At 65.7% G+C, this 25,520-nt stretch carries 25 protein-coding genes; 11 read left to right on the top strand and 14 right to left on the bottom strand.

What is annotated here, in order from left to right; genetic code table 11:
- Positions 1-14: 14 nt before the first annotated feature.
- Genes ERC79_RS10180 through ERC79_RS10220 form a run of 9 tightly spaced genes read right to left on the bottom strand, consistent with a single transcriptional unit; the run spans position 15 to position 10,812 of the window.
- On the bottom strand, positions 15-968 hold the full coding sequence (locus ERC79_RS10180; protein WP_131577871.1) for a C-terminal binding protein: 954 nt from the start codon (positions 966-968) through the stop codon (positions 15-17).
- Positions 965-2,374, bottom strand: a complete 1,410-nt coding sequence (locus ERC79_RS10185; protein ID WP_131577873.1) for an aldehyde dehydrogenase family protein — start codon at positions 2,372-2,374, stop codon at positions 965-967. Before ERC79_RS10185 ends, ERC79_RS10180 begins: the two co-directional genes overlap by 4 nt.
- Positions 2,374-3,966: a 5-guanidino-2-oxopentanoate decarboxylase gene (locus ERC79_RS10190; RefSeq protein ID WP_131577875.1), complete on the bottom strand. Its 1,593-nt coding sequence runs from the start codon at positions 3,964-3,966 to the stop codon at positions 2,374-2,376. Before ERC79_RS10190 ends, ERC79_RS10185 begins: the two co-directional genes overlap by 1 nt.
- A 2-nt stretch (positions 3,967-3,968) precedes the next feature.
- Positions 3,969-4,775, bottom strand: a complete 807-nt coding sequence (locus ERC79_RS10195) for an SDR family oxidoreductase (RefSeq protein WP_131577877.1) — start codon at positions 4,773-4,775, stop codon at positions 3,969-3,971.
- Between the two features lie 20 nt (positions 4,776-4,795).
- Positions 4,796-6,841 carry an acetate--CoA ligase family protein gene (locus ERC79_RS10200; RefSeq protein WP_131577879.1) on the bottom strand — a complete coding sequence of 682 codons (2,046 nt, stop codon included), beginning with the start codon at positions 6,839-6,841 and terminating at the stop codon, positions 4,796-4,798.
- A 41-nt stretch (positions 6,842-6,882) separates the two neighbouring features.
- A complete protein-coding gene (locus tag ERC79_RS10205) occupies positions 6,883-8,001 on the bottom strand; it encodes an ABC transporter ATP-binding protein (protein ID WP_131577881.1) in 1,119 nt (372 codons plus the stop codon).
- A complete protein-coding gene (locus ERC79_RS10210) occupies positions 7,998-8,834 on the bottom strand; it encodes an ABC transporter permease (protein ID WP_131577883.1) in 837 nt (278 codons plus the stop codon). The genes ERC79_RS10205 and ERC79_RS10210 overlap by 4 nt, the downstream gene beginning before the upstream one ends.
- The gene (locus tag ERC79_RS10215) at positions 8,831-9,751 is read right to left on the bottom strand and encodes an ABC transporter permease (RefSeq protein WP_207390459.1); all 921 of its coding nucleotides are present in this window, start codon (positions 9,749-9,751) and stop codon (positions 8,831-8,833) included. The genes ERC79_RS10210 and ERC79_RS10215 overlap by 4 nt, the downstream gene beginning before the upstream one ends.
- Complete coding sequence (locus ERC79_RS10220) at positions 9,748-10,812, bottom strand: ABC transporter substrate-binding protein (RefSeq protein ID WP_131577885.1); 1,065 nt, start codon at positions 10,810-10,812, stop codon at positions 9,748-9,750. Before ERC79_RS10220 ends, ERC79_RS10215 begins: the two co-directional genes overlap by 4 nt.
- Before the next feature lie 848 nt (positions 10,813-11,660).
- Between ERC79_RS10220 and ERC79_RS23720 the strand changes: the two genes are divergently transcribed.
- A complete protein-coding gene (locus ERC79_RS23720; protein ID WP_131577886.1) occupies positions 11,661-12,488 on the top strand; it encodes a M23 family metallopeptidase in 828 nt (275 codons plus the stop codon).
- Positions 12,489-12,529: 41 nt separating this feature from the next.
- Here ERC79_RS23720 and ERC79_RS10230 read toward each other — a convergent pair whose 3' ends face one another.
- The 3 genes from ERC79_RS10230 to ERC79_RS10240 all read right to left on the bottom strand — a co-directional run bounded on the left by ERC79_RS10230 (position 12,530) and on the right by ERC79_RS10240 (position 15,170).
- Positions 12,530-13,132 (bottom strand): hypothetical protein, encoded by a 603-nt coding sequence (locus ERC79_RS10230; RefSeq protein ID WP_131577887.1) that lies wholly within the window; start codon positions 13,130-13,132, stop codon positions 12,530-12,532.
- Positions 13,133-13,178: 46 nt separating this feature from the next.
- Positions 13,179-14,711 carry an acyl-CoA synthetase gene (locus ERC79_RS10235; RefSeq protein WP_131577889.1) on the bottom strand — a complete coding sequence of 511 codons (1,533 nt, stop codon included), beginning with the start codon at positions 14,709-14,711 and terminating at the stop codon, positions 13,179-13,181.
- An 87-nt stretch (positions 14,712-14,798) separates the two neighbouring features.
- Entirely contained in the window at positions 14,799-15,170 is a 372-nt protein-coding gene (locus ERC79_RS10240; RefSeq protein WP_131577890.1) for a limonene-1,2-epoxide hydrolase family protein, read from the bottom strand.
- 92 nt (positions 15,171-15,262) lie between these two features.
- Between ERC79_RS10240 and ERC79_RS23060 the strand changes: the two genes are divergently transcribed.
- Positions 15,263-15,406 carry a hypothetical protein gene (locus tag ERC79_RS23060; protein ID WP_165497075.1) on the top strand — a complete coding sequence of 48 codons (144 nt, stop codon included), beginning with the start codon at positions 15,263-15,265 and terminating at the stop codon, positions 15,404-15,406.
- A 14-nt stretch (positions 15,407-15,420) separates the two neighbouring features.
- Here the strand turns inward: ERC79_RS23060 and ERC79_RS10245 are convergent, their stop codons facing one another.
- Positions 15,421-16,014 carry a TetR/AcrR family transcriptional regulator gene (locus ERC79_RS10245; protein WP_131577891.1) on the bottom strand — a complete coding sequence of 198 codons (594 nt, stop codon included), beginning with the start codon at positions 16,012-16,014 and terminating at the stop codon, positions 15,421-15,423.
- A gap of 223 nt (positions 16,015-16,237) precedes the next feature.
- Between ERC79_RS10245 and ERC79_RS10250 the strand changes: the two genes are divergently transcribed.
- From ERC79_RS10250 to ERC79_RS10285, 8 genes are all read left to right on the top strand, one after another.
- A complete protein-coding gene (locus ERC79_RS10250; protein WP_131577893.1) occupies positions 16,238-17,425 on the top strand; it encodes a phosphotransferase family protein in 1,188 nt (395 codons plus the stop codon).
- A complete protein-coding gene (locus ERC79_RS10255; RefSeq protein WP_131577894.1) occupies positions 17,425-18,585 on the top strand; it encodes a hypothetical protein in 1,161 nt (386 codons plus the stop codon). The genes ERC79_RS10250 and ERC79_RS10255 overlap by 1 nt, the downstream gene beginning before the upstream one ends.
- A 208-nt stretch (positions 18,586-18,793) precedes the next feature.
- Positions 18,794-19,396, top strand: coding sequence for a TetR/AcrR family transcriptional regulator (locus ERC79_RS10260; RefSeq protein WP_131577895.1), 603 nt, complete (start codon positions 18,794-18,796; stop codon positions 19,394-19,396).
- Positions 19,393-20,607 (top strand): DUF418 domain-containing protein, encoded by a 1,215-nt coding sequence (locus ERC79_RS10265; protein ID WP_131577897.1) that lies wholly within the window; start codon positions 19,393-19,395, stop codon positions 20,605-20,607. Before ERC79_RS10260 ends, ERC79_RS10265 begins: the two co-directional genes overlap by 4 nt.
- An 83-nt stretch (positions 20,608-20,690) precedes the next feature.
- A complete protein-coding gene (locus tag ERC79_RS10270) occupies positions 20,691-21,104 on the top strand; it encodes a VOC family protein (RefSeq protein ID WP_131577898.1) in 414 nt (137 codons plus the stop codon).
- Positions 21,105-21,199: 95 nt separating this feature from the next.
- Positions 21,200-21,937 carry a polyprenol monophosphomannose synthase gene (locus tag ERC79_RS10275; protein WP_131577900.1) on the top strand — a complete coding sequence of 246 codons (738 nt, stop codon included), beginning with the start codon at positions 21,200-21,202 and terminating at the stop codon, positions 21,935-21,937.
- A gap of 83 nt (positions 21,938-22,020) precedes the next feature.
- The gene (locus ERC79_RS10280) at positions 22,021-23,226 is read left to right on the top strand and encodes a GNAT family N-acetyltransferase (protein WP_131577901.1); all 1,206 of its coding nucleotides are present in this window, start codon (positions 22,021-22,023) and stop codon (positions 23,224-23,226) included.
- A 144-nt stretch (positions 23,227-23,370) separates the two neighbouring features.
- A complete protein-coding gene (locus ERC79_RS10285) occupies positions 23,371-23,778 on the top strand; it encodes a hypothetical protein (protein ID WP_131577902.1) in 408 nt (135 codons plus the stop codon).
- A gap of 62 nt (positions 23,779-23,840) precedes the next feature.
- Here the strand turns inward: ERC79_RS10285 and ERC79_RS10290 are convergent, their stop codons facing one another.
- Entirely contained in the window at positions 23,841-24,407 is a 567-nt protein-coding gene (locus ERC79_RS10290) for a MarR family transcriptional regulator (RefSeq protein WP_131577904.1), read from the bottom strand.
- A gap of 126 nt (positions 24,408-24,533) precedes the next feature.
- On the opposite strand from ERC79_RS10290, the gene ERC79_RS10295 reads away from it, so the two are divergent.
- Positions 24,534-25,496 (top strand): MBL fold metallo-hydrolase, encoded by a 963-nt coding sequence (locus tag ERC79_RS10295; RefSeq protein WP_131577905.1) that lies wholly within the window; start codon positions 24,534-24,536, stop codon positions 25,494-25,496.
- Positions 25,497-25,520: the final 24 nt, after the last annotated feature.

The raw sequence follows: 25,520 nt of genomic DNA on the forward strand, positions 1-25,520 counted from the left end.
GTGAGGGAGATCGGTCAGGACGCTGCAGTCACCTCCCGGGTCAGCAGCCACTCAACGGCGTTCTCCGCCTGTATCCGCACGTAGTCACCGGCGCTCTCCGGCGACAGGTAAGCCGCGTGCGGGGTGACCAAGATCCGCGGATGCCCACAGATGCGTTGATCGGTGGGCGGCTCCACTGGCAGCACATCGAGGGCGGCCCCGCCGAGCTGCCCCCGATCGAGGCTCGCGAGCAGAGCATCGTGATCGACCACACCACCCCGAGCCACGTTGACCAGGAACGATCCCGGCCGCATCCGCGCCAGCGCGGCGGCGTCGATCAGCCGCTCCGTCTGCTTCGTGAGTGGGACGTGCACAGACACCACATCACTCGATTCCAGCAGCGCATCGAACTCGAGGCGCCGCACCGCGGTGGGCCACTGGCCGTCCGCCAGCACGGGATCGTATCCGACCACCTCGCCGAAGATTCCGTCACCGAGCGCGGCGAGTCGCTGCCCGATCCGGCCCATGCCGACCACACCCAGAGTGGATGCTGATGGCCGCAGCAGACGCTCGGCCGTGCCGTCCCAGCCGCCCGCGCGCACGTCCCGATCGAGGAACGGCAGACCGCGGATCAGCGAGAGTGCCATCGCCAGAGCATGGACCGCGACCTCCTCGGTGGCGGCTCCCGGCACGGTGGCAACGCTGATGCCGCGCTCGGCCGCGGCGGCGGTGTCGACCATGTCCACCCCGACGGACTGGGTGGCGATCAGGCGCAGCTTCGGCAACCCCTCGATGATCGCGCGGGTGATGTGCAGGTAGCCCACCAGCAGCACCTCGGCGTCTTGCGCCTCCCGCAGCACCGACGCCTCGTCGGCACCGTGCAGAACCCGAGTCTCGAATCCCGCGCGTTCCAACAGCTCCAGGCCGGGCGCGATATCGGTATCGACCACATCGGTGTAGATGGCCAGCGGCCGGCGGGGCGCGCTCACAGCTGCACCGCCGTCAGCTCGGTGAACTCCTCGACGCCCACACTCCCGAGTTCGCGGCCCAGCCCCGATGCCTTCCAGCCGCCGAACGGCGCAACGGGATTGAACGCGGCACCGTTGACGTCGACCTGGCCGGTGTCCATTCGGCCGGCTACTGCGACGGCACGCTCGCGATCGGCCGACCACACCGCGCCGGCAAGACCGTATGCGCTGTCGTTGGCCGCGGCAATCGCGTCGTCGTCGCCATCGTGCGGAAGAACCACGAGGACGGGGCCGAAGATCTCCTCGTGGGCAATCGGATCCGCACGGTCGACGTCTGCGAGCACCGTCGGTCGCAGGTAGTGACCGCGCTCGGCAATCTGTTCGGTTCCGCCGGCCGCGATCCGGGCGCCACGGCGGACCGCACTCTCCACGGCATTAGCGATCGAACTGCGCTGCCGTGCCGAAATCACCGGCCCGAGTTGGGTATTCCGATCGACCGGATCGCCGACAATCATCGCGTCCGCGCGGGCAGCCGCGATCGCTACCGCTTCGGTGTAGCTCTCCCGAGGGACCAGCAGTCGGGTCCACGCGCTGCACGTCTGGCCGCTGTTGAACATCGCGGAATCCACGGTGCCGACAACCGAGGCGGCCAGGTCTGCGCCGTCGAGCACCACACTCGCCGACTTCCCGCCCAGCTCGAGGCAGGCGCGCTTGAGCTGTTCGCCGGCAACACGGCCAACCTGACGTCCCACCGCGGTCGAACCGGTGAACGAGACCACATCGATTCCCGGGTGTGCCGCGAGGGCCGCGCCGACGACTGACCCCGGTCCGGGAACCAGATTGACGACGCCGGGCGGAAGGGCCGTCCCGAGTACCGCATCACAGAACAGGTATGTCGTCAGTGGGGTCAACTCGGCAGGTTTGATCACGGTGGTGCACCCGGCAGCCAGAGCCGCACCAACTTTCGCAGCAAGCTGGTAAAGCGGATAGTTCCACGGAGTGATCGCACCGACCACTCCTGCGGGACGCCGCAGCACCGTCGAGTTCCCGATCACCCACTCGGCCGGCTGCTCGCGAGCAATGCGGGCGAAGGCTGCGATCAGCTCGATCGCCAGGTCGACGTGCGCATCTTCAGCCACCGTCACCGGCGCACCGACCTCGGCAACGATGGCATCGACCAACTGGCTCCGGTCAGCGGACAGACGGACGCGCAGCGAGTCCAGGACGTCGGCACGCTCTGCGCCGGTGGTACGGCCCCACTCGACACCGGCGGTGCGCGCAGCGCGCACCGCCCGGTCGACCTGCTCGACCCCTGCGGCGGCCGACTGGCCGATGACCTCTTCCGTCGCCGGGTTGTACACCGAGGTAACGTCGGCACATTCGTGCCACTTCCCGTCGATGAGGACCGTGTTACGCGTCCAGCTCATTACTCGTCCTCGCTCTCGCGCACATGAATCAAGGTCGGGCGGTCGGCGTCCAGCGCCCACCGGACCGCGTCACCGACCTCGTCGGCAGAGCTGAGGGCGACCCCATGACATCCGAGAGACCTTGCCAGAGCGGGGAAATCGAGTGAACCGAGCTCCACCGCGTGCACCGCCTCCCCGCGATCGACCATCTCGTTGCGGATCTCGCCGTAGCCGCCGTTGTCGACGATGATCACCGGGATCGCCAGCCCAGCCTCCGCCGCGGCCGCGAGCTCGGCCACCGTGAACATCACACCGCCGTCTCCGAGCATGGCGACCACCTGCCGATCCGGTGCCGCGACCTTTGCACCTATCGCGGCCGGCAGACCGTATCCCAATGTCCCCAGGCCGGTCGGATAGAGGAACGAACGCGGTTGATGCAGTGGGAGATTCGACAAGGCCCCGTAATAGCAGGCCATGGCGCTGTCTGCGGACAGGATCGCTCCCTCATCGAGCGACTTGTCCAGGGAAGCGCAGAGACTGACATAGCGCGCACCTTCATGCTCGGCATCGACCCGAAGCCGCTTGCGCCAATCAGCGGCCCGTTCCACGCCGGATCCGCCGGACGACCCGGCGCTATTCTGCAGCGCTGCGAGCGTGGCACCGGAATCACCGACCAGAGCAATCGTTGCCACGGCATTGGTCGAGACCGAAGTGGGATCGATATCGATTCGGATCAACCTTCCTTCCGCCCGCAACGGGCCGATCCACAGGTCCGAAGGCGCCAACTCCGTACCGACAGCGATGACGAGGTCGGCGTCCGCGACCAGGTCCGCCACCGTCGGATGGTGCAGGCCTGCACCGAGGGAAAGCGGATGCTCCTCCGACAGGACGCCCTTGCCGTTGGCGGTCGTGATAACCGGGGCACCAATTGTCTCGGCAAAATCGCGCAACTGCCCTGCCGCGGAACAGGATCCTCCGCCGGCGATGAGCAGTGGCCTGCTGGCCGCTGCGATCAACTCGGCGGCGGCCCGCACCTGGTCGGGCGACGGCACCATGACCGGGACCTGCACCGGCGGGACCGGCTGCACATCGGCGCACGCATCGAGCAGATCCAGCGGCACCTCCAGATAGGCAGGCCGCGGGCGGCCGGTGGTCATTGCCGCAAAGCACTGAGCCACCGCGAGTGGGATCTCTTCGACGCTGGTGACACGCTGGCTGTGACCGACGATCGAATCCATTGCACCGAACTGATTCTTGACCTCGTGGAGGTACCCGTTGCCGTTGCTCGGATGCCCCAGCGGAAGCCCCGGCGCAATGAACAACACTGGGACCGAGTCCGAATATGCTTGCGCCGCAGCCGCGGCCGCATTCAGAATCGCTGGTCCGGTGGTGGTGATGCACACGCCAGGTCTACCGCTGACCCGGGCGTAGCCGTCTGCCGCATATCCGGCACCCTGCTCGTGCCGCGGCGAGATATGCGTGATTCCAGATTCGGCGAGTGCCGCGTAGATCGGGAGATTGTGGGTGCCGGGAATGCCGAAGACGACTTCGACGCCGTGCGCCGACAATGCGGTGACGAGCGCCCGTCCGCCGGTCTGCTTTTCGACCGTCATCCTCAGGCCCCCTTGGTGGGATCGGTGTAGATCGCCTTGCCCAGCCACTGACCACCGTCGACGACCAGGACATCACCGGTGACGTAGGAGGCCCGGTCGGAGAGCAAGTAGGCCGCCGACTCGGATACCTCTTCCGGATTGGTGAACCGGCCGGCGGGAACGCTCGAGAGCACCTGGGCCCGGGCCTCCGGGGTGGGCCACAGTGCCGCACCAGCACCTTCGGTCTCCGTGGGGCCGGGGGCGATGCAGTTCAATCGAACACCACGAGCCGCCCATTCGACAGCCAGCGTGCGGGTCATCGCGACCACACCAGCTTTGGCCGCTGCACTGTGGACGGTGCCGGGGTGACCATGCCAGGCGTACGTGGCGATCACGTTGAGAATCGATCCCCGGCCCGCCGGCAGCATGTGTCGTGAGGCGGCTCGGGTGCAGTAGAAGGTGCCGTTGAGGACGATGTCGATGACGGCCTTCCAGCCGCCGGGAGACAGGTTCTCACCAGGTACGACGAAGTTCCCGGCCGCGTTGTTGACCAGAGCGTCGAGACGGCCGTGTCGCTCGACCACGGAATCGATGGCCGCATCGACGGCGGCGTGGTCGCGAACATCGCACGGGAGAGCCTGCGCCTTGCCGCCCGCCCGCTCCGCAAGGGCCACCGTCTCGTTGAGCGCGTCCTCGCGGCGACCGAGCACCGCTACCGTGCCGCCCGCGGCCGCCCATCGCACCGCAATGGCGCGACCGATGCCGGAGCCGCCTCCGGTGACCACGGCCACCCGGTCGGCGAACTCGGCCCTGATGTCTGGTGCAGTCATGAATTGTCCTTATCTGATGGTCAGCGAGGGTCGTCGATGATCAGTGCGTCGACGGCCAGGACACCGTCCGGGCCGACACGGAGGGGATTGAGCTCGAGCTCACGAATGTGGGGATGAGCGGCGGCGAGCTCGGATACCGCCGCCACCGCCGATGCCAGGGCATCGATATCGGTGGGCGGCCGTCCCCGCCAACCCTGCAGTAGGGGTGCGCATTCGAGCTGACGCAGCATCGCATGCGCGGTGTCGATGGAAACCGGGGCCATCTCGACGGTGACGTCGCGATACACCTCGGCCTCGGTACCGCCGGCGCCCACGACCACGACGGGTCCCAGATCCGGGTCCCGGCGCGCACCGAGAAGGATCTCCACTGTGTGCGGGCGGGTGTCGAGTTCCTCGATGACGTAGTCACCCTCACCGAGCGCGGCGTACATGGTCTCGAAGGCGGCAGCGAGGGCTCCGAGATCCGAAAGGCCGACCGCGACCCCGCCCACCTCGCTCTTGTGCTCGAGCCAGCTGGCCTTGAGGACATAGGGAGCCGTGAGCTGAGCCTCGACGACCGCCAGATCTTCCCGACTTCGCACCGTGACTCCGCGAGGAAAGCGGATTCCGAACTCCGTCAGGATCTCCTGTGCCCCCAGATAGCCCGCTGCGATGGGCTCGGACCACTCGGGCAGGCAGGGCAGAACGCGTCCGGCTCGCGAGAGCCTGTCGGCATCGACCAGGGCCCGGACTGCCGTCTCGATGTTGCCGTACACAGGAATCCGGTGCTTCCACATCGCCTCGGTCGCGAGGTTGCCGTCGACCATGGTGTGCACGAGGAGCGGCGTACCGGTGCGGATGACCGCATCCCCCATCGCATCGACGATCTCGAGCTCCCGCCCGACCAGAGACGGGGTGTCCGCGCCGTACGTGCCGAAGTACCCGGTGAGCACCACCGAGTCGACCTCATCCGACGCCAGCAACACCGACACGACATCGGAATAGGAGGCCAGATCCTTCTCGCCGGCACCCGCGAGATCGACAGGGTTACTACACGAGGCGCCGTCCGGAAGCAGCTGAGCCAGCTCTGTGGCCAACTCGGCAGAGAATGCCGGAACACGCAGCTTTGCAGCGGCAGCCACGTCGGCCGCGATGCCGGTCTGCCCACCGCTGTCCCCGACAATCGCCACTCGGTTCCCCCGCGGCAGCGACGTCGCAAGCAACAGCCGCGCCACGTCGACCAGCTCACTCGGCGTATTGACCCGCACCGCACCGGCCGCACGAACTGCCGCGTCCACGACGTCGAGATTGGAGGTGAGGGAGCCGGTGTGGGATCGGGCGAGTCGAGAACTGGCCTCACTCCCCCCGACCGTGAGCAAGATCGTGTACTTGCCCGCATTACGTAACGTGACCAGGGCTTCGATCAGCTCCCTTCCCGCGGAGAAGCTTTCGAGGTACAGGGCAACCACCCGGGTGCCCTCGTCCTCGACGAGGTCGGCAAGCAGCTCGGCGGCGCGAACGTCCGCCTGGTTACCGATGGATACGAATCGGGACACCCCGAGGCCCGCGCGGGCGGCGAGGATAGCGATCTCGGAGCCGAGTTGACCGCTCTGCGAAATCACCGCGATCGGTCCGGGGGTGAACCGACCCCACGCCAGCTGCAAGTCGGTCGAACTGTCGTAGATGCCGAGGCTGTTCATGCCCACCAGACGTGCACCCGCGTCGGCGATGCGCTGCGCGATCGCGGACTCGTCAGGGACGCCGGCAGTGATGCCGAGGAAGCCGCGCACGCCGAGTGCAAGCCCTTCATCGACGACGGCACCGATGTGGGCGGCGGGCACGCACAAGGCAACCAGCTCGGGAGTAGTGGGCAGTTCGCTGAGCGAGCCGTGACTCGGCTCGCCGAGAATGTCTGCCTTCGAACGATTGATCAGGAACACGTCCCGCCGGGAGCGGCCGGTGAGCGCGCCCTTTGCCAACCAGTAACCCCACTTGGCCGGGTCCGAGGTGGAGCCGACGACCGCCACCGAGGCCGGGTCTCGGAAGACACGCAGATCACGGTCGGTCGGCGACATCGTTTGCGCCATAAGTTGACTCCTGAATGAATGAGTTTCGGACGGCATTCGCGTCAGGCGGAGACGGCCGTCGAACTGTCGATAGGATCGGAGAGGATGGTGACGTCGCCGACATTCCAGTACACGCTCACCCGTGCTCCTGGCGTGACGGCATCGTGGCTCAGCGGAACCGGGGTACGGGCGATGACGACGCGATCCGCCTTGGTACGGACCAGGACCTGGCGGCTGCTGCCGAAGTACACACTGTCCTCGACCACTCCGGTCACGGAGTCGCACCCGACAGGAATGGGCTCGGTGTGCGCACACACCTGAAGACGCTCCGGTCGCAGTAGAACGCTCACATCGCCGCGGTGACCGGATCCAGGAAGCCGGAAACACTGCCCGGTGTCCTTGTCCGCGAAATCCGCACCCACGGCCCGTCCGGCGAAGATGTTCGACGCCCCGATGAACTCGGCCGCGTATCGGGAGTTGGGGGATTTGTACAGCTCCTCTGGCGAGCCCACCTGAACGATGGAACCGTTGCGCAGCAGAGCGATCCGATCCGACATCGCCAGCGCTTCGTCCTGGTCGTGCGTGACGAAGATGAATGTGATCCCCAGTTCCTGGTGCAGCCTGCGGACCTCGAGTTGCAACTGCTCGCGGAGCAGTTTGTCCAGAGCGCCGAGCGGTTCGTCCATCAGCAGCACCGGCGGACGGAACACGATGGCGCGGGCGAGAGCGACGCGCTGCTGCTGGCCACCCGAGAGCTCGGACGGCTTACGGGCACCGAGATGCCCGAGCTGGACGACGTCGAGGGCCTCGGCCACGCCGGCGGCGATCCGTTCCTTCGACCAACCGCGTCGCTTCAGCGGGAACGCGACGTTCTCAGCGATCGTCATGTGCGGGAACAGCGAGTAATTCTGGAACACCATCCCGAATCCGCGCTTGTGCGGCGGCACCTTGTTCATGGTCGCGCCGTCCACCTCGACGGTGCCTCCGGTCGGCTTGACGAATCCGGCAATGATGTTGAGCAGGGTGGACTTTCCCGATCCGCTCGCACCGAGCAGCGTGAGGAACTCGCCACCCCGGATGTCGAGACTCAGATCGTCGAGAATGACGGTGTCGCCGTAGCTCTTACTGATGTTCGACAGCCGAATCGGCGCCCCGCTGGTCGTATTGGTCTTCCGGGTCATGCTTGAACTCCAATCACATTGGGCACGTTTCGACTTCGGTACGCGCGGAGTGCCTTCTGGAGCAGCTTGCCCGCGCCCAGGGCGAGGAAGGCGGCAAGGATCACGAAGAGTGAGAGCGCGGAGATCGCGGCAACGGTCGGATCGACTTGTACCTTGACACCGGACCAGATCCGCACGGGCAAGGTGGTCATCCGCGGTCCGGTCAGGAAGATCGCGGTGACGACCTCGTCCCAGCTGGTGACGAAGGCGAACACCGCGCCTGCAAACACGCTGGGAGCGATGTTGGGCAGCGTAATTCGGAAGAAGGTGGACACCGGACCCGAACCGAGGGACTGAGCTGCCAGTTCGATGTTGCGATCGAAGCTGACCAGACCGGACGCCACGTTGATCGTCACATACGGTACTGCCAACGCGGTGTGCACCAGCACCAGCCCGAGCGTTGTCTCGGTGAGCCCGATCCGCAGGAACACGATGTACACAGAGAGGCCGACGATCACGTACGGCACGATTACCGGTGCCAGGATCAGAGCAGTGATGCCGCCGCGGAACGGGAATCGCCCGCGGACCAGACCCAGCGCAGCCAGGACTCCCAGGACGACCGCGCAAACAGTCGAGACAAGAGCCACCCGCATGCTCGTCGCGGCAGAGTGCAGCCAGGTGGGGTCGTCGATCAGCCTCTGATACCAGCGTCCGGACAGGCCTTCGGGCGGAAAGTTCAGGAACGAACTGTCCGAGAACGACATCGGGATGACGATCAGGATCGGGAGCAGCAGGTAGCAGACGGTGAGAGCGGCGATCACCCCAAGGAGCACCCGGGTGAGTGTTCGTGTCATTTCGACCCCATCAGGTATTTCTTCATATCGACGAACCGGCTCGCGATGGCGAGCAGGATCAGCGTGCTGCCCAGCAGCACCACAGCCAGCGCTGCCGCGAAGCCGAACTTGAGCACGGTCGACACCTGCTCGACAATCAGCTGGCCGATCATGGTGTTCTGCGGACCGCCCAGCAGGGCTGGCGTGATGTAGTAGCCGAGTGCCTGGATGAAGACCAGGATCAATCCGGCGAAGACACCCGGAATCGTCAACGGTACGAACACCTTCCAGAAGGCCACCGACGGTCGTGCGCCCAGGCTCTCGGCAGCGAGCAACAACCGCCGGTCGATCGTGCGCATCGTCGCGTACAGCGGCAGTACAGCGAACGGCAGCGTGATCTGAACCATGCCGAACATCACGCCGGACAGGTGTCTCAGCATCGGGATCGGTTCATCGATCACGCCGACCGAATCGAGCACCGTGTTGATGACGCCCGTATCGCGCAGCAGCAGCACCAGGGCGAAGCTGCGCACCAATAGGCTGGTCCAGAACGGGATGAGTACTGCGATCATCATCACGCCGCGCCAGAAGGGCGTCGCCAGTGTCATCAGGTAGGCGAAGGGGAAGGCGATGACGACAGTCACCAGCGTCACGGTGATCGCGGTGACGAACGTGTTGCGTAGCACCTTCAGGTACAGCGGGTTGGTCAGGATATCCGAGTAGTTCGCTAGTCCCACTGCGGGATCCGTGAAACTCTTCGACAGCAAAAGCAGCAGCGGGATCACGAAAACCAGGGTGAGGAATCCGAGCAGCGGCAACAGGAGCAGAGCCCAGTTGTCGAACTCGAGCCGGGCCCAACGCCGCACGCGCGGAGCCGGGTTCGGCGGTCCGGTCCGATCGGCTTGTTCGTCTGCCGCAGCCTCCAATGTCTGCGTCACGACAACGCCCAGGCGTTCAGTCGTTCGGTCGCCGTGTTGTAGTTCTCCGCCCAGTACTTGTAGTTCATCGTCGTGGCGGCCTGCGCCTGATTGGCAGGGAAGGTGGCGAGTTCCTTGGCAACTTCGGGATCGACGAGTTCCATGGCTTTCGGGTTGATGGGATCGTAAGCACTGGCTTCGGCATCGGCGGCTTGCCCCTGGACGTCACCGACAAATGCGGTCATCCACTTCATCGCGAGGTCGGTGTTTGGGTAACCGGCGGGGATCACCACCTGGTCATAGGAAACGAGGTTCTGGCCCCACTCGTTCGCGACGGGCTGGCCTTCCTTGGCCGCGTGATAGATCCGGCCGTTCCATGCCTGTACAAGGGGTGCCTCGCCGCTCGCGACCAGCTGAGCTTGCTCGTCACCCGTCTCGTAGAAGACGATGTCCTGCTTGATGGTATCCAGCTTGCGGAACGCCCGGTCCAGATCGAGGGGGTAGAGCTGGTCCGCGGGCACCCCATCGGCGAGCAGAGCAGCCTCGAACATCCCTCCGGTGGCGTACTTCCAGAATCCACGCTTCCCGGGGAAGAGTTGCGTATCGAAGAACTCTGCCCACGTTTTGGGGTGATTGTCGGCGAAGGTATCGGTGTTGTAGGCAATCGTGAAGGCGTAGGAGAGGTTCGGAATCGCGCAGTCGTTGATGTAGCCGGGATTGATACCGGCGTCGGTCGCGGCCTGCTTGACCTCGGGGGTGAGCTTAGTCAGTACTCCGCTAGCACAGGCAGTTTCGGAGAAGTTCGGCTCGACCTCGGTCACGCCCCAGGTGACGTTCTTGGAATCGACCTGGGCCTTGATCTTGGCGTAGTCGGTGGGGGAATCCTCACTGACCGTGAGCCCGTTGGCCTCCGCCCACGGCTTGATGTAGGTGTCGACATGTGCACGCTGCGCCGATCCGCCCCACATCGTGACTTCGAGGGTCTTGCTCGGATCTCCAGCCGACGACCCGCATGCCGCAACTGCCGCGGCCACGAGAGTCAGCCCCGTCGCCAATCGAGTCCGCCTGTGCGCTGTACTCATGAGTGGGCTCCTTAGTTGACTGAACAGCCAGTTATTTTTTAAGAAGTGTGGCGTGCACCACTTGTCATGTCAATAGGTGACTGTAGTCACTTCACGGAAGGGGTCGATCACTTCCCGGGACCTCCCCCACCGCCAGTGCCGCATCGAACACGGTACGCAAGAGCACCGCAACAGGAGTCACGAGACCAACTGGTACGCAACAACGCTCGAGAGATCGAAGAGCACCCCTGGCGCGCACCCGGGGGTCCTTCGGCAGTAGAAGGGCACACAGTCGGCCATGCCCACACTCCGCCCCCTCCTGCACAGCCGAGACACCCAGTCGGGTGCAACAACAGGTCGCCGCCGAGCATTCAGCCGCCGGACCGCCCACACGATTGCGTCCGCAGATGCTCCAGACGCCCAGGATCTCCGTTCTCGCCAACCCATCTCTATGTGATGCCCGTCACACTTCCCGGAGCCGGCTATCCCGACCCGGCTACACGAGTCCATCGAATCTTCGACAGGACGCGGACAGCGCACCGCCCGTGGGCGATCACCGTCTTGGTGACGGAATTGCCCGAGGACACCGTGACGGGCATCGTCGTGACCTCGACATTCGCCGCATGCTGCATGGGTCGACCGACGGACCCGCCGTCTACCCGCGTGCAGTCACAGGGCCGACCGCAACCCGCCCAGCACCCTGACCAGCACTTACTCTCGAAACTGGTCGGTTTATAACTCATCAAGATAAAGATTCGGTCACGGTAGACGTGTCGATATCGTTTTGTTACTTTCATGTGACCGGGGGGATATACCGAGGTCGCGAATCCCGATCAGGGCCGACCAGAGACACAGATGAGGTACTTACTGTGGCCAATCACCACAGGACGGTTAGTCCTTCGAACTCCCCGACCAAGGCTTCGCACACCACCCGCGGCCGTCGTTCGCTCAAGGTCGCCGCAGTTGCAGCTGCCACCGGCGCCATCCTCACTGGCAGCGCGCAGATCGGCGTCACCACCGCCGCAGCAGCCCCACTCCAGCTCCCGATCCTCGGCAATGTCGAAATCGAGCTGCCCGCAGGCCTCCTACTGCCTCGAGTCCCGGCACCTGCCGCCCCGGCGACACCCACCCCTCCGGCAGCACCGGCACCCCAGCAGTGGACGCCGTCCGATCAGCAGTGGACGCCGGCGCCGAAGAAGCTGGCACCCGCACCCGCACCCACACCCGCACCCGCACCCGCACCCGATGCGACACCTGCACCTGCACCTGCGCCCGCCAACCGGGTCTTTCCGCAGCGAGCGCGTGCCATCCAGCCGGTCTCCGGCGTCCTGACCTCCGGTTATGGCCCGCGCTGGGGCACACACCACAACGGCATCGACATCGGCGCCAATCTCGGCACACCGATCTACTCCGCCGCTGACGGTGTGATCATCAACGCCGGCCCGGCCTCCGGATTCGGCCAATGGGTCCGCGTCCAACACGATGATGGCACCATCACCGTGTATGGCCATGTCGACACCTTCACAGTCGGCGTCGGTGAACGCGTCGTCGCCGGCCAGCAGATCGCGACCGTCGGCAACCGCGGCCAGTCCACCGGACCGCACCTCCACTTCGAGGTCTGGGATCCGGCTGGCAACCAGGTCGATCCGCAGATCTGGCTGCGCGACAACGACGTTGCTGTCACCTGGGGCGGCTAGATCCCACACCGCACCGCAAGGTCAGGCGGCTCGAACCTGCCCTACTCGGCAGGGTCGAGCCGTCGACGGCTCAGTTCCTCTGCCGCCAAGTGTCGCTGCCGGACGACGAGCACGACGAACCACACCACGACGACGGTGGCACCGAGCCCCCACCACAGCGGTCTGCCGACGTCGTCGGCACCGATATCGCCGACCTGCCGTTCCGGCGGCCTCGCCGGGCCGAACGCGGTCACAGCCGCGTCGCGAGTCCGTGTATTGCTCGACTCGGTTGTCGCCGAGCAGCTTTCGACAGCCCAGGGGGCACCCTGAGTGTCGTACGTAGACGTGAACACCAGGTACTCGGTACCTATCTCGAAGCCACGGCCGCAGGCGCTGCCCTGCACACTCGACGACACCACAGTCGTCGCGCCCACCTCTCCCCGGAACACCTCGTGGACCTCGAACTCGTAGTACGCCGTGTCGCCGTCCACGCGCATCGCCGCAGCAGTGCCGGCAAAGGCCGACGCGGCATGCGAGACCTGCTCGACGATCTCCGGGCCGTCGGGAGTGTAGGCGCATGAACAGGCGCAGGCCGTCCCCGGCGCGGACAACGACACCGCGCCTGTCAGTCCCAGCACGGCGAGTATCGACAGCAGCCACCGCACGACGCCCCCCGTCCCATATCGGCCCGATCACCGATTCCCAGCGATGCTAGACCGGGTCCAACACTGTGCGCAGCTCCCGCTTGAGGAGCTTTCCGCTCTGGTTGCGAGGAAGCGCCTCGACGAACCGAATTCGCTTGGGCACCTTGAACGGAGCGATCCTATCTCGCACGTGCTCGATCAGCGTATCGGCATCGACTCCGTCGACATCGGCGCGCAGCACCACGACGGCGGTGATCGCCTCGATCCACTTCTCGTCCGGGGTACCGACGACGGCCACCTCCGCGACCGCGGGGTGCGTGTAGAGCGCATCCTCCACCTCACGCGACGCGACCAGGATGCCGCCGGTGTTGATCACGTCCTTGATCCGGTCGACGACGGTGACGAAACCCTCCGCATCGCGTGTCACCAGGTCACCCGAATGGAACCAGCCGTCACGGAAGGCCTCCGCCGTCGCCTCCGGATTCTCCCAATATCCTTCGCACAGTTGAGGAGATCGGTAGAGAATCTCGCCCGGCTCGCCGTCGGCAACGTCGCGACCGTCCGCGTCCACGACACGCGTCTCGACGAAGAACACCGCGCGCCCGCATGACGAGGGTCGGTCCGCATGTTCTGCGGGCTGCAGCACGGTGGCGAGCGGGCCTATCTCCGACTGCCCGAAACAGTTGTAGAAGCCCAGATCGGGATACCGCTCACGCAGCCGGTTGAGCACCGTCACCGGCATGATCGACGCCCCGTACTGTGCCTTCTTCAGTGAGGACAGGTCGCGGGTGTCGAGATCGGGATGGTTGGCCAGCGGCACCCATACCGTGGGCGCGAGGAACAGCGACCCGATCCGATCCGCCTCGACGCGCCGGAGGATCTCCGGAATATCCGGGGACTGCATCAGATTCACGGTCGCCCCCACCGAGAGGTACGGAAGCATGAACACATGCATCCCGGCCGAGTGGTAAAGCGGCATACAGATCAACGGGTTGTCCTCGGCGCCGAGCCCAAGTGCAATCACGGAAGACACGTACTCGTGGACCAGGCTGCCGTGGGTCATCATGGCGCCCTTGGGCTTCGACGTGGTGCCCGAGGTATAGAGCAGCTGTGCCAGATCGCCGGACGCCGCCAGAGGATGCAGTGCGGGAACCGCACCCGTAGCGCTCGATTCAAGCAGCGAGCCGGCGTCGTCACGCAGCGCCACCACATGTTCGACGGCGAGCCCGTCGCTCACCGTCCGCAGGGTCGGCTCGAGCGCCGGATCTACCAGTACCGCCCGGGCGCCGGACTGCCCGAGTAGGTAGCTCAGCTCGGCACCGGTGAGCGCATAGTTGATCGGCACGTGCACCAATCCGGCTCGCGCGCAACCGAGGAATCCGATGACGTAGGCATCGGAGTTGACGCCGTACCCGGCCACCCTGTCGCCAGGACCGAGCCCGAGGGCCAGTAGGCGGGCGGCCGCCCTGGTGACCGCGTCGTCCAGCTCGCGGTAGGTCCAGGTGCGGTCACCGAAGGTGAGAGCGGTGCGATCGGGCTGCCGAGCGGCAGCCCGTCGCAGTACTCCGTCGACGGTGTCGGTGCGCGGATCCTGACTCATGTGACGCACATTATAGGACGTCCAACTATCCCGTAAGGCCTTTCTTTCCTCCGGCGCTATGTGTAGATTGCCCGCGATGCGCCCGAGTCAGCCACCGAACGCCGCATTGACAGCGCCCATGTCGAAATAGTCGCGCCAGGCCGCGATCTTGCCGTCCGCCACCTCGAAGACGCCCATCACCGGCAGCGCGATCTCCTTGCCGGCGCCGCGCAGCACGTCGGTACGCTCGTTCATCACGATGCCGTCTACGGCGATCTGCCGATGGATCTGGAAGTCGATGCCGTCGAACGCGGCAAGGAATCCCTCTATGAAGGCGCGGATATCCTCACGCCCTTTGACCGGCTCCATCGGAATATTATGGTAAACAGCATCTTCAGCGAAGTAGCTTGTAATCAAGGCCGAATCCGGGTTCGCCCACAGACCGCAGAACTCCGTGACCAGATCCTCGGCAGCACTCATGCATACTCTCCTGTTCTCATTTCCACATCCCGAACGTTTCGGGCGAGTTGTTCGACGTAGCGCGCCCGACCGAGACCGGGCAGAATGGCCAGATGACCTCGCTTCAGCGCGTCGCAGTCACCATCGCAATCGTCGTCGCAGCCTGGGCCGTATGGACACGGCTTCGGTTCGAATCGCCACTGAGCGGACGAGAATGGCGGACGGACGAGATCGGCCCCGACGACCTGGCCGGCTGACTCGATACGGCAAGTCATCGCGGCAGGACTCCGTTCAGCACGATTTCGGCAAGCGACGCCGCGAGCCGCTCCTGATCCTGGAGGTCCCGGACAGACTGCGCAAAGATCGCGGCCCCCGCAATGACATCGAGCAGCGTGTCCGGATCGACGCCGTCGCGCAGTTCACCTGCCTCCACTGCCTGCGCCATCCGGCGTCCCAGCTCCTCGCGAATCACCTCGAGTTGGTCTGAGATCAGCGCCCTGCGCAGCTCCTCGGAGCTGCGGCCTTCGCTCATCAGCCCAGGCACCGCCTCGCGAGTGGCAGCGTCCCCGAACAATGCGACGGCGCCGAAGATGAGGCGGCGGATCTCGTCGCCGATCGCGAGGTCGGATACGCTCTCGGACTCCGTCACCGGATACACCGCGTCGTGGACGATATGCGCCTTGGAGGGCCAGCGTCGGTATATCGCCGGGCGGCCGACACCCGCGCGCGTGGCGATGGCGTCAATCGAAGTTCCGGCATAGCCGTTCTCGACGAGCAGCTCCCTCGTCGCATTCAGAACAGCCTCGTCGATGGCGGGATTGCGTTGCGGCCCAAGCTTGTGCTGCATCTGGCGCTGCCCGGACATCGCTGAACCCCTTGCATCGAAGTGTGATGGAGGTTACATTGTTCCACGCCATAGCCGATACAGATCGTATCGACTATCCCCACACGCCGGGTCACTGCTCTCGGGCAGAGGACCGTTGTGTCACTGTTTCGCCGGAACATGTCGTATTGCTCGAACATTCTGTGCCGCATCGAGTCTCAACATTTCGAGGCCCTGTACGCCTCGCGACCATCGAAGGGTCGTCATGAGTTCCGATAACACCCGCGAAGACCAGGATTTCGCCGAGGTCGCCCGGCCCGGCCAGTCCCGCACCGATCCATCCGAGCTGGCCGATCGACTCGGCGGATGGCTGCAGACCAAACTGCCACCAGGCTCGGATCCACGGGTCACCGATGTGCAGGTTCCGGCCGCGAACGGCATGTCCAACGAGACGATCCTGTTCGATGCACTCTGGAACGAGGACTTCGTGCGGCGCAACCACCACCTGGTGGCCCGCATCGCTCCGGCACCGTCGGCAGTACCGATCTTCCCGTCCTACGACCTGGACCAGCAGTTCGAGGTGATCAAGGCCGTCGGCACGCACTCCCGCGTCCCGGTCCCGCGGGTCTACTGGTCCGAAACCTCACCTGAAGCACTGGGCGGCGAGTTCTTCGTCATGGAGCGTATCGACGGGCAAGTGCCCCCCGACGTGATGCCGTACAACTTCGGCTCATGGCTGTCCGAAGGTTCTGCCGAGGATCGCCGACGTCTGCAGGACAACTCGGTCCGGCTCCTCGCCGATCTGCACGCGATACCCTCACCAGCGCAGCTATTTCCGGGCTTGACCGGCGAGCTGGGTCGCAACCACGTCTCCGCCGATGCGGCGTTGCACGCGCACGTGGACGGGCAGCGGCGCTACTACCAGTGGGTAATCGAGTCCGGTCCGCACTCGCCGCTGATCGAACGCGGTCTCGACTGGTTGGACGCCCATTGGCCGACCGTGTCCGGACCCGCGGTGCTGTGCTGGGGCGACTCCCGCATCGGGAACGTCATCTATCAGGACTTCACCCCGGTGGCCGTACTCGACTGGGAGATGGCAACTCTCGGTCCCCGTGAGTTGGACCTCGGTTGGATGATCTTCCTGCACCGCTTCTTCGAAGATCTTGCCGGCATGGCGGGCCTGCCCGGCCTGCCGGACTTTCTCCGCCGCGAGGACGTGGCCGCCGAGTACCGTGTCCTTACCGGTCACGACGCGGCGAACCTGGACTTCTTCACCCTCTACGCCGCGCTACGTCACGCGATCATCATGTTCCGCGTCCAGAGCCGCGCGGTCGCATTCGCTCAGGCGCAGGCTCCCGAGGATCCCGACGACATGATCATGCACCGTGCGACGGTGGAACAGATGCTCGACGGCACGTACTGGGACCGTATCGGCCGCCAGGGGGTGGCGTGATGCTCTCCCCCATGGACGACTACCCGATCCACCAGGTCGCCGAGCCCATTCGCTACGTGGGCACATCGGATCGCAACTTCTACGACCGCTACTACTTCAACTGCCACCCGGGACTCGACTACGATGGCGAACCGCTGTTCCTCATCGTCGGTCTGGGCCAGTACCCGAATCTCGGCGTCACGGATGGCTTCGCGGTGCTTCGGCGCGGTGACGATCACATCGTCGCGCGGGCGTCGAAGGCGCTCGGCTCCGACCGGCTGGACATCACCGTCGGCCCACTGCGCATCGAAGTGCTCGAGGGACTGCACCGGCTGCGGGTCGTGCTCGAGCCCACTGCCGAGGCACCCGACCTGTCCTTCGACCTCGTCTTCGAATCCGATATCCCGGCGTCCTTGGAGGCACGGCACTTCCATCGTCAGCTCGAACGCGTCACATTCGACACTCAGCGGTTCGTCCAGACCGGCCGATGGAGCGGCATTCTCACCGTCGACGGCGAGGCCATCCCGGTCACCCCGGACACCTGGCGCGGCAACCGCGACCGCTCGTGGGGTGTGCGTCCCGTCGGCGAGGCGGAGCCGCCCGGCCGCCGAGCCGATCCGGCGATCGCGGGTGAGCAAAACTTCTTTTGGATCTACGCGATCATGCAGTTCGAGGCGTTCTCGATCGTCGCGATCATGCAGGAGGACCGGCACGGTCGCCGAATCCTGGAGGACGCGACCCGCGTGTGGACGGATCGCACCCGTGAACCGGAGTGGCTGGGCCGTCCCGAGCACGACCTGGCCTTCGCCGCGGGCGGCCGAGAGGTCACTGCCGGAACGCTCGAGTTCCATCGTCCCGGTGGTTACCGCAAGCCGGACGAGATCCTTTCCGTCGCATGCGATCCGGTGCTCCCCCACTATCTGGGCGTCGGCACCGGTTATGGGCTGGAGCAGGACTGGCGGCACGGCATGTGGCAGGGCGATCTGGTGGTCCAAGGCCTGCGCGAAAAGGTCTCCGACCTCGAGCCGTGGAAGAAGATGCTGTGCCCGGTAGACAACCTGGCACGGTTCACCCTCACCGAGGACGGTGAGACCGTCGTCGGTGAGGGGTTGTTCGAGGTCGCCGTGATCGGGCCGTGCGATCGCTACGGATTCACTGGGGCCGGCGACGTCGCACCGTGATCCATATTCACGGAGGGCGCCGCTATGCAGAGGTAGAGATCGGAGAACCCGAGGGTCCGGTCAGTCGAGCCGGCAGCTCGTCCGAATAGCTCGCCTGGCGACCCTCCCGATCAGCATGCCGAGCACGGTGTAGGTGGTCCGGGATCATGAGTCATTAATTAAGTGAGCACTCAATGTATTATTCCGGCGAGGACGAAAGGACACCTGAATGCGCACCGTCGACGAGACCGCACGAGAAGCGAAGAGGACGGCGCTGCTCGACGCCGCGGCGGATTGCTTCGCCGAGCGCGGTTACAACGCCACCCGCACTGCCGACATCTGCGCCGCCGCCGGAATGAGCTCGGGCAACCTGTTCCACTACTTCCCCACCAAGCACGCAGTGCTGTTGGCACTGGTCGAACGCGAGGGCAACGAGACGGCGGCGTCGATCGCCGAACTGTCCACGACGGCAGACCCCTTCGCCGCCCTGCTGTTGCTGCTCGACGAGATCTGCAGGCTTGCTGCGGATCCCACATATTCGGGACTGGCGCTGGAGATCTCGGCGCTCGCGCATCGCGACGAGGATGTCTCCCTCCGGTTCAAAGAGAACGACCTCAGATTTCGGCAGGGGCTCGAGAGCCTCCTCCGGCGCGCCGACGAGGCCGGGCAGCTCGACACCGACCTCGCCCTCGACAGCGCCGCCACGTGGCTCGCCGGGCTGGTCGACGGCATGTTCGCGCGCGTGGCCGCCGATCCCGACTTCGAGCCGGCCACGCAAGCGCCGGTGCTGCGCCGCATCGTCACGCAGCTGCTGTCGGGCCGGGGCCGATGACGGACACCGTCGGCTCATCCATCCGCTCGGATCCAGATCCTCGGCTGCTCAACGTCGACGCCCTGCGCGGCTTCGCCCTGTTCGGGATCCTCGTCGTGAACATCTGGGCGTTCGCCGATCCGTACTACGCGTCGACGCAGACGAACCCTGCCTTCGACTCCGGAGCGGACCACGCTGTCCGGTTCCTGATTTCGTTGCTGTTCGAGACCAAGTTCTACCTGCTGTTCTCGTTCCTGTTCGGGTACAGCTTCACGCTGCAGATGGCGGCGGCCGAACGTGCCCGAACCGGTTTCGTCCCCCGGATGCTCCGCCGGCAGTCGGGTTTGCTCGCTATCGGACTGCTGCACGGCGCCGTCCTCTACTACGGCGAGATCCTCTCGACGTACGCGATTCTGGGACTGATCCTGCTGGCGTGCCGCAACATTTCCCCAGCCACCGCTACCAAGATCGGGATAGGACTCGTCGTCGCGGTCGGCACGGTGTGGATGTTGCTCGGAATCGCGCAACTGGCCGCGGGCGAGGTGACCGGATCGAGCGCAGTGGATGCGGCGACCAAGCTGTCCGCGTTCCGCGGCGACGCACCGGCGACACTCGGATTCCACACCGGGCACCTGCCGGACACCATCGGGGCCCTCGCGGCACTGCAGGCACCCAGCGCGATGGCGATGTTCTTCTTCGGATTCGCAGCGGGCAGAGTCCGGATGTTCGCGCATCCCGACCGATACCGCGCCGCGATGCGTCGAGTCCTGTCGTTCGGACTTCCGATCGGACTTTTCGGTGCGGTCATCTACGCGTCGGCCGCCGCTTACGCTCCCGGCGGCGGCATCGAGACGTTCGCATTCGGCCTCGGCCAGCTCACCGCTCCGGCGCTCACCGCAACGTACGTGGTGGCCGGGCTGCTGCTCTTCCGGTCCGACCGTGGTCGACGCATCGAGTCGGCCTTGGCTCCGATGGGCAAGATCGCGCTCACCAACTACCTGATGCAATCCGCGGTGCTCGGTGTGTTGTTCACCGGGTACGGATTCGGTCTCGTGGACCGGCTGGCGCCGGCCACCGTCGTCGCCGTCGTCGCGGTGGTGTTCACGGCGCAGGTAGTCGCGAGCCGGTGGTGGCTGCGTGGACACCGGTACGGTCCGGCCGAGTGGGCGCTGCGGGCCGTCACGCTGGCCGCACTTCCGCCGTGGCGTAGGAGCCGACAAACGGTCTCGTGACCGGCGCCCGCGCGGTAGCGTCGAACCTGCGATGAGCACTTCGTAGCACGACCCTCGACGAGCGACGAACCAAGGAGACTCTCGTGGACTCTCGTCTCAACCCCTACATCAACTTCGACGGCAGCGCACGCGAGGCCATGGAGTTCTACAAAAGCGTGTTCGGCGGCACCCTCACCCTAACTACCTTCGGCGATATGGGTGCCCCCGGCGAGGAGGGTTCCGACAAGATCATGCACAGCATGCTCGAAACCGACAGTGGTTTCACGATCATGGGGGCTGACACCCCGCCCGGTATGGAGTTCACACCCGGCACCAATATGACGGTGAGCCTCAGCGGCGACAACGATGCCGAGCTGCGGGGGTATTGGGCGGCGATCTCGGAGTCCGGGACCGTCCAGGTGCCCCTCGAGAAGCAGATGTGGGGCGACGAGTTCGGGGCGTGCCAGGACCGGTTCGGAGTCCCGTGGCTGGTCAATATCTCCCAGACGCAGGGCTGACCGCGGCAAAAGCCCAGGTGAGTTGATCTCGCCTTCATTCATGACCACACTCGTTTCTGCCGAAGACGACAGCGTGTGATCATCAGGAAGGCCCCATGGACAGCAGCTCACCGAAGACGACCGTGGTTGTACCGACGTACAATGAGCGCGACAATCTCCCCAGGATCGTCGAGCGACTGGCCGCGTTGGAGGTCCCGAACCTGCATCTGCTGGTGGTCGACGACAACTCCCCCGACGGCACCGGCGAGGTCGCCGACAAGCTTGCGATCGACGGGCCGATCCCGATCGGTGTCCTGCACCGGACCGAGAAGGACGGGCTGGGGCGCGCCTACGTGGCCGGCATGAGCCGCGCCCTCGCCGAGGGCGCGGACATCGTCGTCCAGATGGATGCGGACCTGTCACACCCATGCGAGACCGTTCCGGTGATGATCCGAACCCTGGAGACCACCGATGCGGCCGTCGTGCTCGGATCCCGATACGTGCCCGGCGGCGCTGTCGCGAGCGACTGGCCGTGGCATCGCAAAGCGCTGTCGGCGTGGGCCAACTTCTACGTCAACGCAATCCTGCGACTCGGCGTCAAGGACGCGACCGCCGGGTTCAAGGCGTGGCGTGCGAGCACGCTCGATGCCATCGACGTCGCGTCTGTGCAGTGCAACGGATACGCCTTCCAGGTGGAGATGAACTATCGCACCACCAGCCGCGGCATGAAGATCGCGGAGGTGCCGATCCGGTTCGAGGAGCGCACCGAAGGTGTCTCCAAGATGAGTCTGGGGGTCCAGCTCGAATCAGCACTCGTGCCGTGGAAGCTACGATTCGGCAAGCACGCCAAGTAGATTCGCGGGCGACGAAGGAATATCCGGTCGGCGGCCGGAAATTGACGAGCGATCCGAGGCGATCTCTGCAAGCATTGACGGATATGACCCTGCACGACACGATTTCCGTCCGGCCGGCCACCGACAACGATTGGCCGGCGCTCGAACTGCTCGACTCGGTGGCGTTCGCCTATCACCCAGTAGATGCCGACCGCACCCTCACCCGCGCGCTGACGCGGACCGAAGACGTCGTCGTCGCCACCGACGCCGGAACACCGATCGGCCTGGCGTTGGATCTGCCGATGGACCTGACGGTGCCCGGCGGTACGCAGGTGCCCGTTCGCGGCGTCACGTGGGTATCGGTGGCCCCGACGCACCGCCGCCGCGGGGTGCTGCGGGCTCTCTTCGCCCAGATACACAACAACATCGGCCGTACCGGCGTCCCGCTGGCCATGCTCACGGCGAGCGATGCCGGGATCTACGGCCGCTTCGGGTACGGACCGGCGACGGTGAGCACAAGCGTCACGATCGACCGCCGTTTCGCCCGCTTCCGCGACGACGCACCCGACCCGGGCGGCGTCGTGCTGACCGACCAGGCCACCGCCGTGACCCGTCTACCGGAGATCTACGAACGCTGGCGACTGATCACCCCGGGCGCGCAGAACCGCCCGCAGCCGCAGTGGGACTACACGTTCGCCGATCCCGAAGAGCACCGCGACGGCAAGTCCGGTCTGCACTACCTCATCCATCCGGATGGCTACGCGACGTTCCGGTATCGCAGCGCCGACGACGGCATGGTGGCCGTAGTCGCGGAGCTCGTCGCGGTCACCGATGCGGCGCACACCGCGCTGTGGCGGACCCTGTGCGGGCTGGACCTGACGCAACGAATCGAGGCGACCCAGCACCCGGACGACCCGCTGCGGCTCATGCTCACCGACTATCGGCTGCCCCGCACGACCCGCCGGTCGGACGACCTGTGGGTTCGCATCATGGACGTGCCAGCCGCGCTCGGAGCGCGCACGTACGCGCTCGACGGGGACATCGTTCTCGCGGTTCGGGACCCGTACCTCGACGCCGGCGGCACATTCGCGCTCACCGTCCGCGACGGCCACGCCGAGTGCCGGCGAACCGACGCCACCGCGCACGTCACACTCGACCTGGACGCGCTGGGCAGCCTGTATCTGGGCGCGCACCGGGCGCGGACGCTGGCCGCCGCACACCGGATCGAAGCGGCGTCGGACCGCGATCTCGCGCTGGTCGACATGATGTTCGCTGCCGATCGTCCCGCCGTGCTCGGGTACGGATTCTGAGCGGGGCCGAATCCCGGTTCACCCGAAACGGGTGAAAACCGACGCTCCTCTGCAAAGTCCGCTCCGGCGACATTCGGCGGTCGTACGCTGATCGGGAACCTCTCAGCATTCGCCGCAGATACCGCCGACACCAAGGGGATTCGCATGAGCTCGTCTCGAACGTCCATCGCCGTGGCCGCCCTGGCAGGGACAGCGTGGCTCGCCTTCGCTCCCAGCGCGGCCGCGGCGACGACCTATCAGGTCACTGCGATCCCGCCGATCGGCACCGTGTTCGCGAACACCATCACGACAATCGCGGTGGTTGTCTCACCCACGCCCGCCGGCGCGGACGGCACCTCCCCGGTCGTCATGGTGATCACCGAACCAGGCGGAGACTCGAGCACCGTCACAGTGCCGCTGACCCTGGGCGGGGCGACAGTGGCGACCCGCGTCCACGAGGCCGGACGGTACAGCGCAGTGTTCACCTTCGCGCCACCCGTCGGGGATCCGGCGTCGGCCACGATGCAGTTCGACGTCTCGCCCTCCCCGTTCGGGACGGCTAGCGCCTCGTAACAGCATCGTCGATACGGTGATCTCACCCGCCGCACGGCGGGCCGGGGATATCCCCGGTTCGCTCAGTCTCGAGTGTGAATCTCCACCGACGACGCCGTCGCGAGCTTCTCCAGCAAACCGATGAGGACCGTTCGCTCGGACTTGGTCAGAGCGTTCGCCCACACCTGTTCACGCCTGTTGTGGTCGGCATAGGTCGTCATGATTGCGTCCCGGCCGGCTTCGGTCAGGCTCAGCTGCACCGCTCGACGGTCCACCTCGGAGCGTCGCCGCGCAACGTATCCATCCCGTTCGAGCGTATTCACCAACGCGGACACTGCCGCCCGGCTCATGCCCGACAGCTTCGCCACACGCTTCGCCTCGCTCGGCCCGGCCAGCCACAACACGAAGAGCACTCGGAAGCCCGGCCAGCTCCAGCCGCCGGGGCGATGGACGGTGGACTCGAGGTCGTAGACCAGCGCGCTGGCCACTCGGGTCAGCTCGAGAACCAGTTTCATGGAGACGGGGTCGACCTCGGGCATCGCCCGCGTCGTCTCGAGCACCGCGAAGTCGACGAAGGACAGAAAGTCCAGGTCGTCCACATTCGCCGGGACTTCGCGGCCCTCGCCGCCCTCACATTGCGCGTCGGTCATGCCGCCAGAGTAGAGCCCTCATCAGCCGATCCCGCGAGAATTTAGTCAAAGGCTTGCGCATTTGGTGTGACATGACTTACCTTCTCTACACATTCAATCAAAGCTTTGATTATTTGGGGTGATTACGTGTCAGCACTGTCCTTCGCGTCCTCCGCCGACCTCGGCGAGAAGGAGCAGACCCTCGAGATTCTCGCCAACGGCGTTTACGCACTCACTGCGGAAGGTGACCCCAACCTGGGCGCGATCGAGGGCGAGGACTTCCTCGTCTGCTTCGAGGCGCTCGCGACACCGGTTGCAGCGCAGGACTGGCTGGCGAAACTGCGCCAGCACACCGACAAGCCCGTGCGCTACCTCGTGCTTTCGCACTACCACGCCGTCCGGGTCCTGGGCGCGTCCGCGTTCGACGCCGAGATCATCGTCGCTCACGAGAACACCCACAAGCTGATCGCCGAACGCGGCCAGGAGGATTGGGCGTCCGAGTTCGGTCGCATGCCGCGCCTGGCAAAGGGCGCCGAGTCGGTTCCGGGGCTGACATGGCCGACCATGACGTTCTCGGACCGTCTCACCATCGATCTGGGCGGCGACCGCGGCGAACTGATCCTCCAGCACCTCGGCCGCGGACATACCGAGGGCGATATCGTGGCGTGGCTGCCGCAGCAGAAGATCCTCTTCGCCGGCGACCTCGTCGAGGCACAGGCCGCGCTCTACACCGGCGACGCTTTCCACCGGGACTGGGCCACAGGCACTCTCGACGGAGTGAAGGCCCTCGGTGCCGAGGCCCTGATCGGCGGCCGCGGTGCCGTGAGCCGCGGACGGGACGAGGTGGACGCCGCGATCGAACAGACCCGGCGCTTCCTCAACGTCATGCTCGCCGAGGTGGGGGCCGTGCAGCAGCGCGGCGGCACGCTCAAGGAAGCGTTCGAGGCCACGCACGCCGCACTGTTCGAGCAGTACGGGCACTGGCCGATCTTCGAACACTGCTTGCCCTTCGACGTCTCGCGGGTATGGGACGAACTGTCCGGCATCGAACGCCCCATCATCTGGACCGCCGAGCGCGACCGCGAGGTCTGGGCACAACTGCAGGGCTGAGCCGGCTACAGCTGTAACAGGAGG

The organism is Rhodococcus sp. ABRD24, from assembly GCF_004328705.1.
Lineage (GTDB): Bacteria > Actinomycetota > Actinomycetes > Mycobacteriales > Mycobacteriaceae > Prescottella.

Coding starts and splice junctions, on each gene's coding strand:
- ERC79_RS10185 (WP_131577873.1), bottom strand. CDS start 2,374: ATGAGCTGGACGCGTAACACGGTCCTCATCGACGGGAAGTGGCACGAA.
- ERC79_RS10190 (WP_131577875.1), bottom strand. CDS start 3,966: ATGACGGTCGAAAAGCAGACCGGCGGACGGGCGCTCGTCACCGCATTG.
- ERC79_RS10195 (WP_131577877.1), bottom strand. CDS start 4,775: ATGACTGCACCAGACATCAGGGCCGAGTTCGCCGACCGGGTGGCCGTG.
- ERC79_RS10200 (WP_131577879.1), bottom strand. CDS start 6,841: ATGGCGCAAACGATGTCGCCGACCGACCGTGATCTGCGTGTCTTCCGA.
- ERC79_RS10205 (WP_131577881.1), bottom strand. CDS start 8,001: ATGACCCGGAAGACCAATACGACCAGCGGGGCGCCGATTCGGCTGTCG.
- ERC79_RS10210 (WP_131577883.1), bottom strand. CDS start 8,834: ATGACACGAACACTCACCCGGGTGCTCCTTGGGGTGATCGCCGCTCTC.
- ERC79_RS10220 (WP_131577885.1), bottom strand. CDS start 10,812: ATGAGTACAGCGCACAGGCGGACTCGATTGGCGACGGGGCTGACTCTC.
- ERC79_RS10235 (WP_131577889.1), bottom strand. CDS start 14,711: ATGAGTCAGGATCCGCGCACCGACACCGTCGACGGAGTACTGCGACGG.
- ERC79_RS10240 (WP_131577890.1), bottom strand. CDS start 15,170: ATGAGTGCTGCCGAGGATCTGGTCACGGAGTTCTGCGGTCTGTGGGCG.
- ERC79_RS23060 (WP_165497075.1), top strand. CDS start 15,263: ATGACCTCGCTTCAGCGCGTCGCAGTCACCATCGCAATCGTCGTCGCA.
- ERC79_RS10245 (WP_131577891.1), bottom strand. CDS start 16,014: ATGTCCGGGCAGCGCCAGATGCAGCACAAGCTTGGGCCGCAACGCAAT.
- ERC79_RS10250 (WP_131577893.1), top strand. CDS start 16,238: ATGAGTTCCGATAACACCCGCGAAGACCAGGATTTCGCCGAGGTCGCC.
- ERC79_RS10255 (WP_131577894.1), top strand. CDS start 17,425: ATGCTCTCCCCCATGGACGACTACCCGATCCACCAGGTCGCCGAGCCC.
- ERC79_RS10260 (WP_131577895.1), top strand. CDS start 18,794: ATGCGCACCGTCGACGAGACCGCACGAGAAGCGAAGAGGACGGCGCTG.
- ERC79_RS10265 (WP_131577897.1), top strand. CDS start 19,393: ATGACGGACACCGTCGGCTCATCCATCCGCTCGGATCCAGATCCTCGG.
- ERC79_RS10275 (WP_131577900.1), top strand. CDS start 21,200: ATGGACAGCAGCTCACCGAAGACGACCGTGGTTGTACCGACGTACAAT.
- ERC79_RS10280 (WP_131577901.1), top strand. CDS start 22,021: ATGACCCTGCACGACACGATTTCCGTCCGGCCGGCCACCGACAACGAT.
- ERC79_RS10285 (WP_131577902.1), top strand. CDS start 23,371: ATGAGCTCGTCTCGAACGTCCATCGCCGTGGCCGCCCTGGCAGGGACA.
- ERC79_RS10290 (WP_131577904.1), bottom strand. CDS start 24,407: ATGACCGACGCGCAATGTGAGGGCGGCGAGGGCCGCGAAGTCCCGGCG.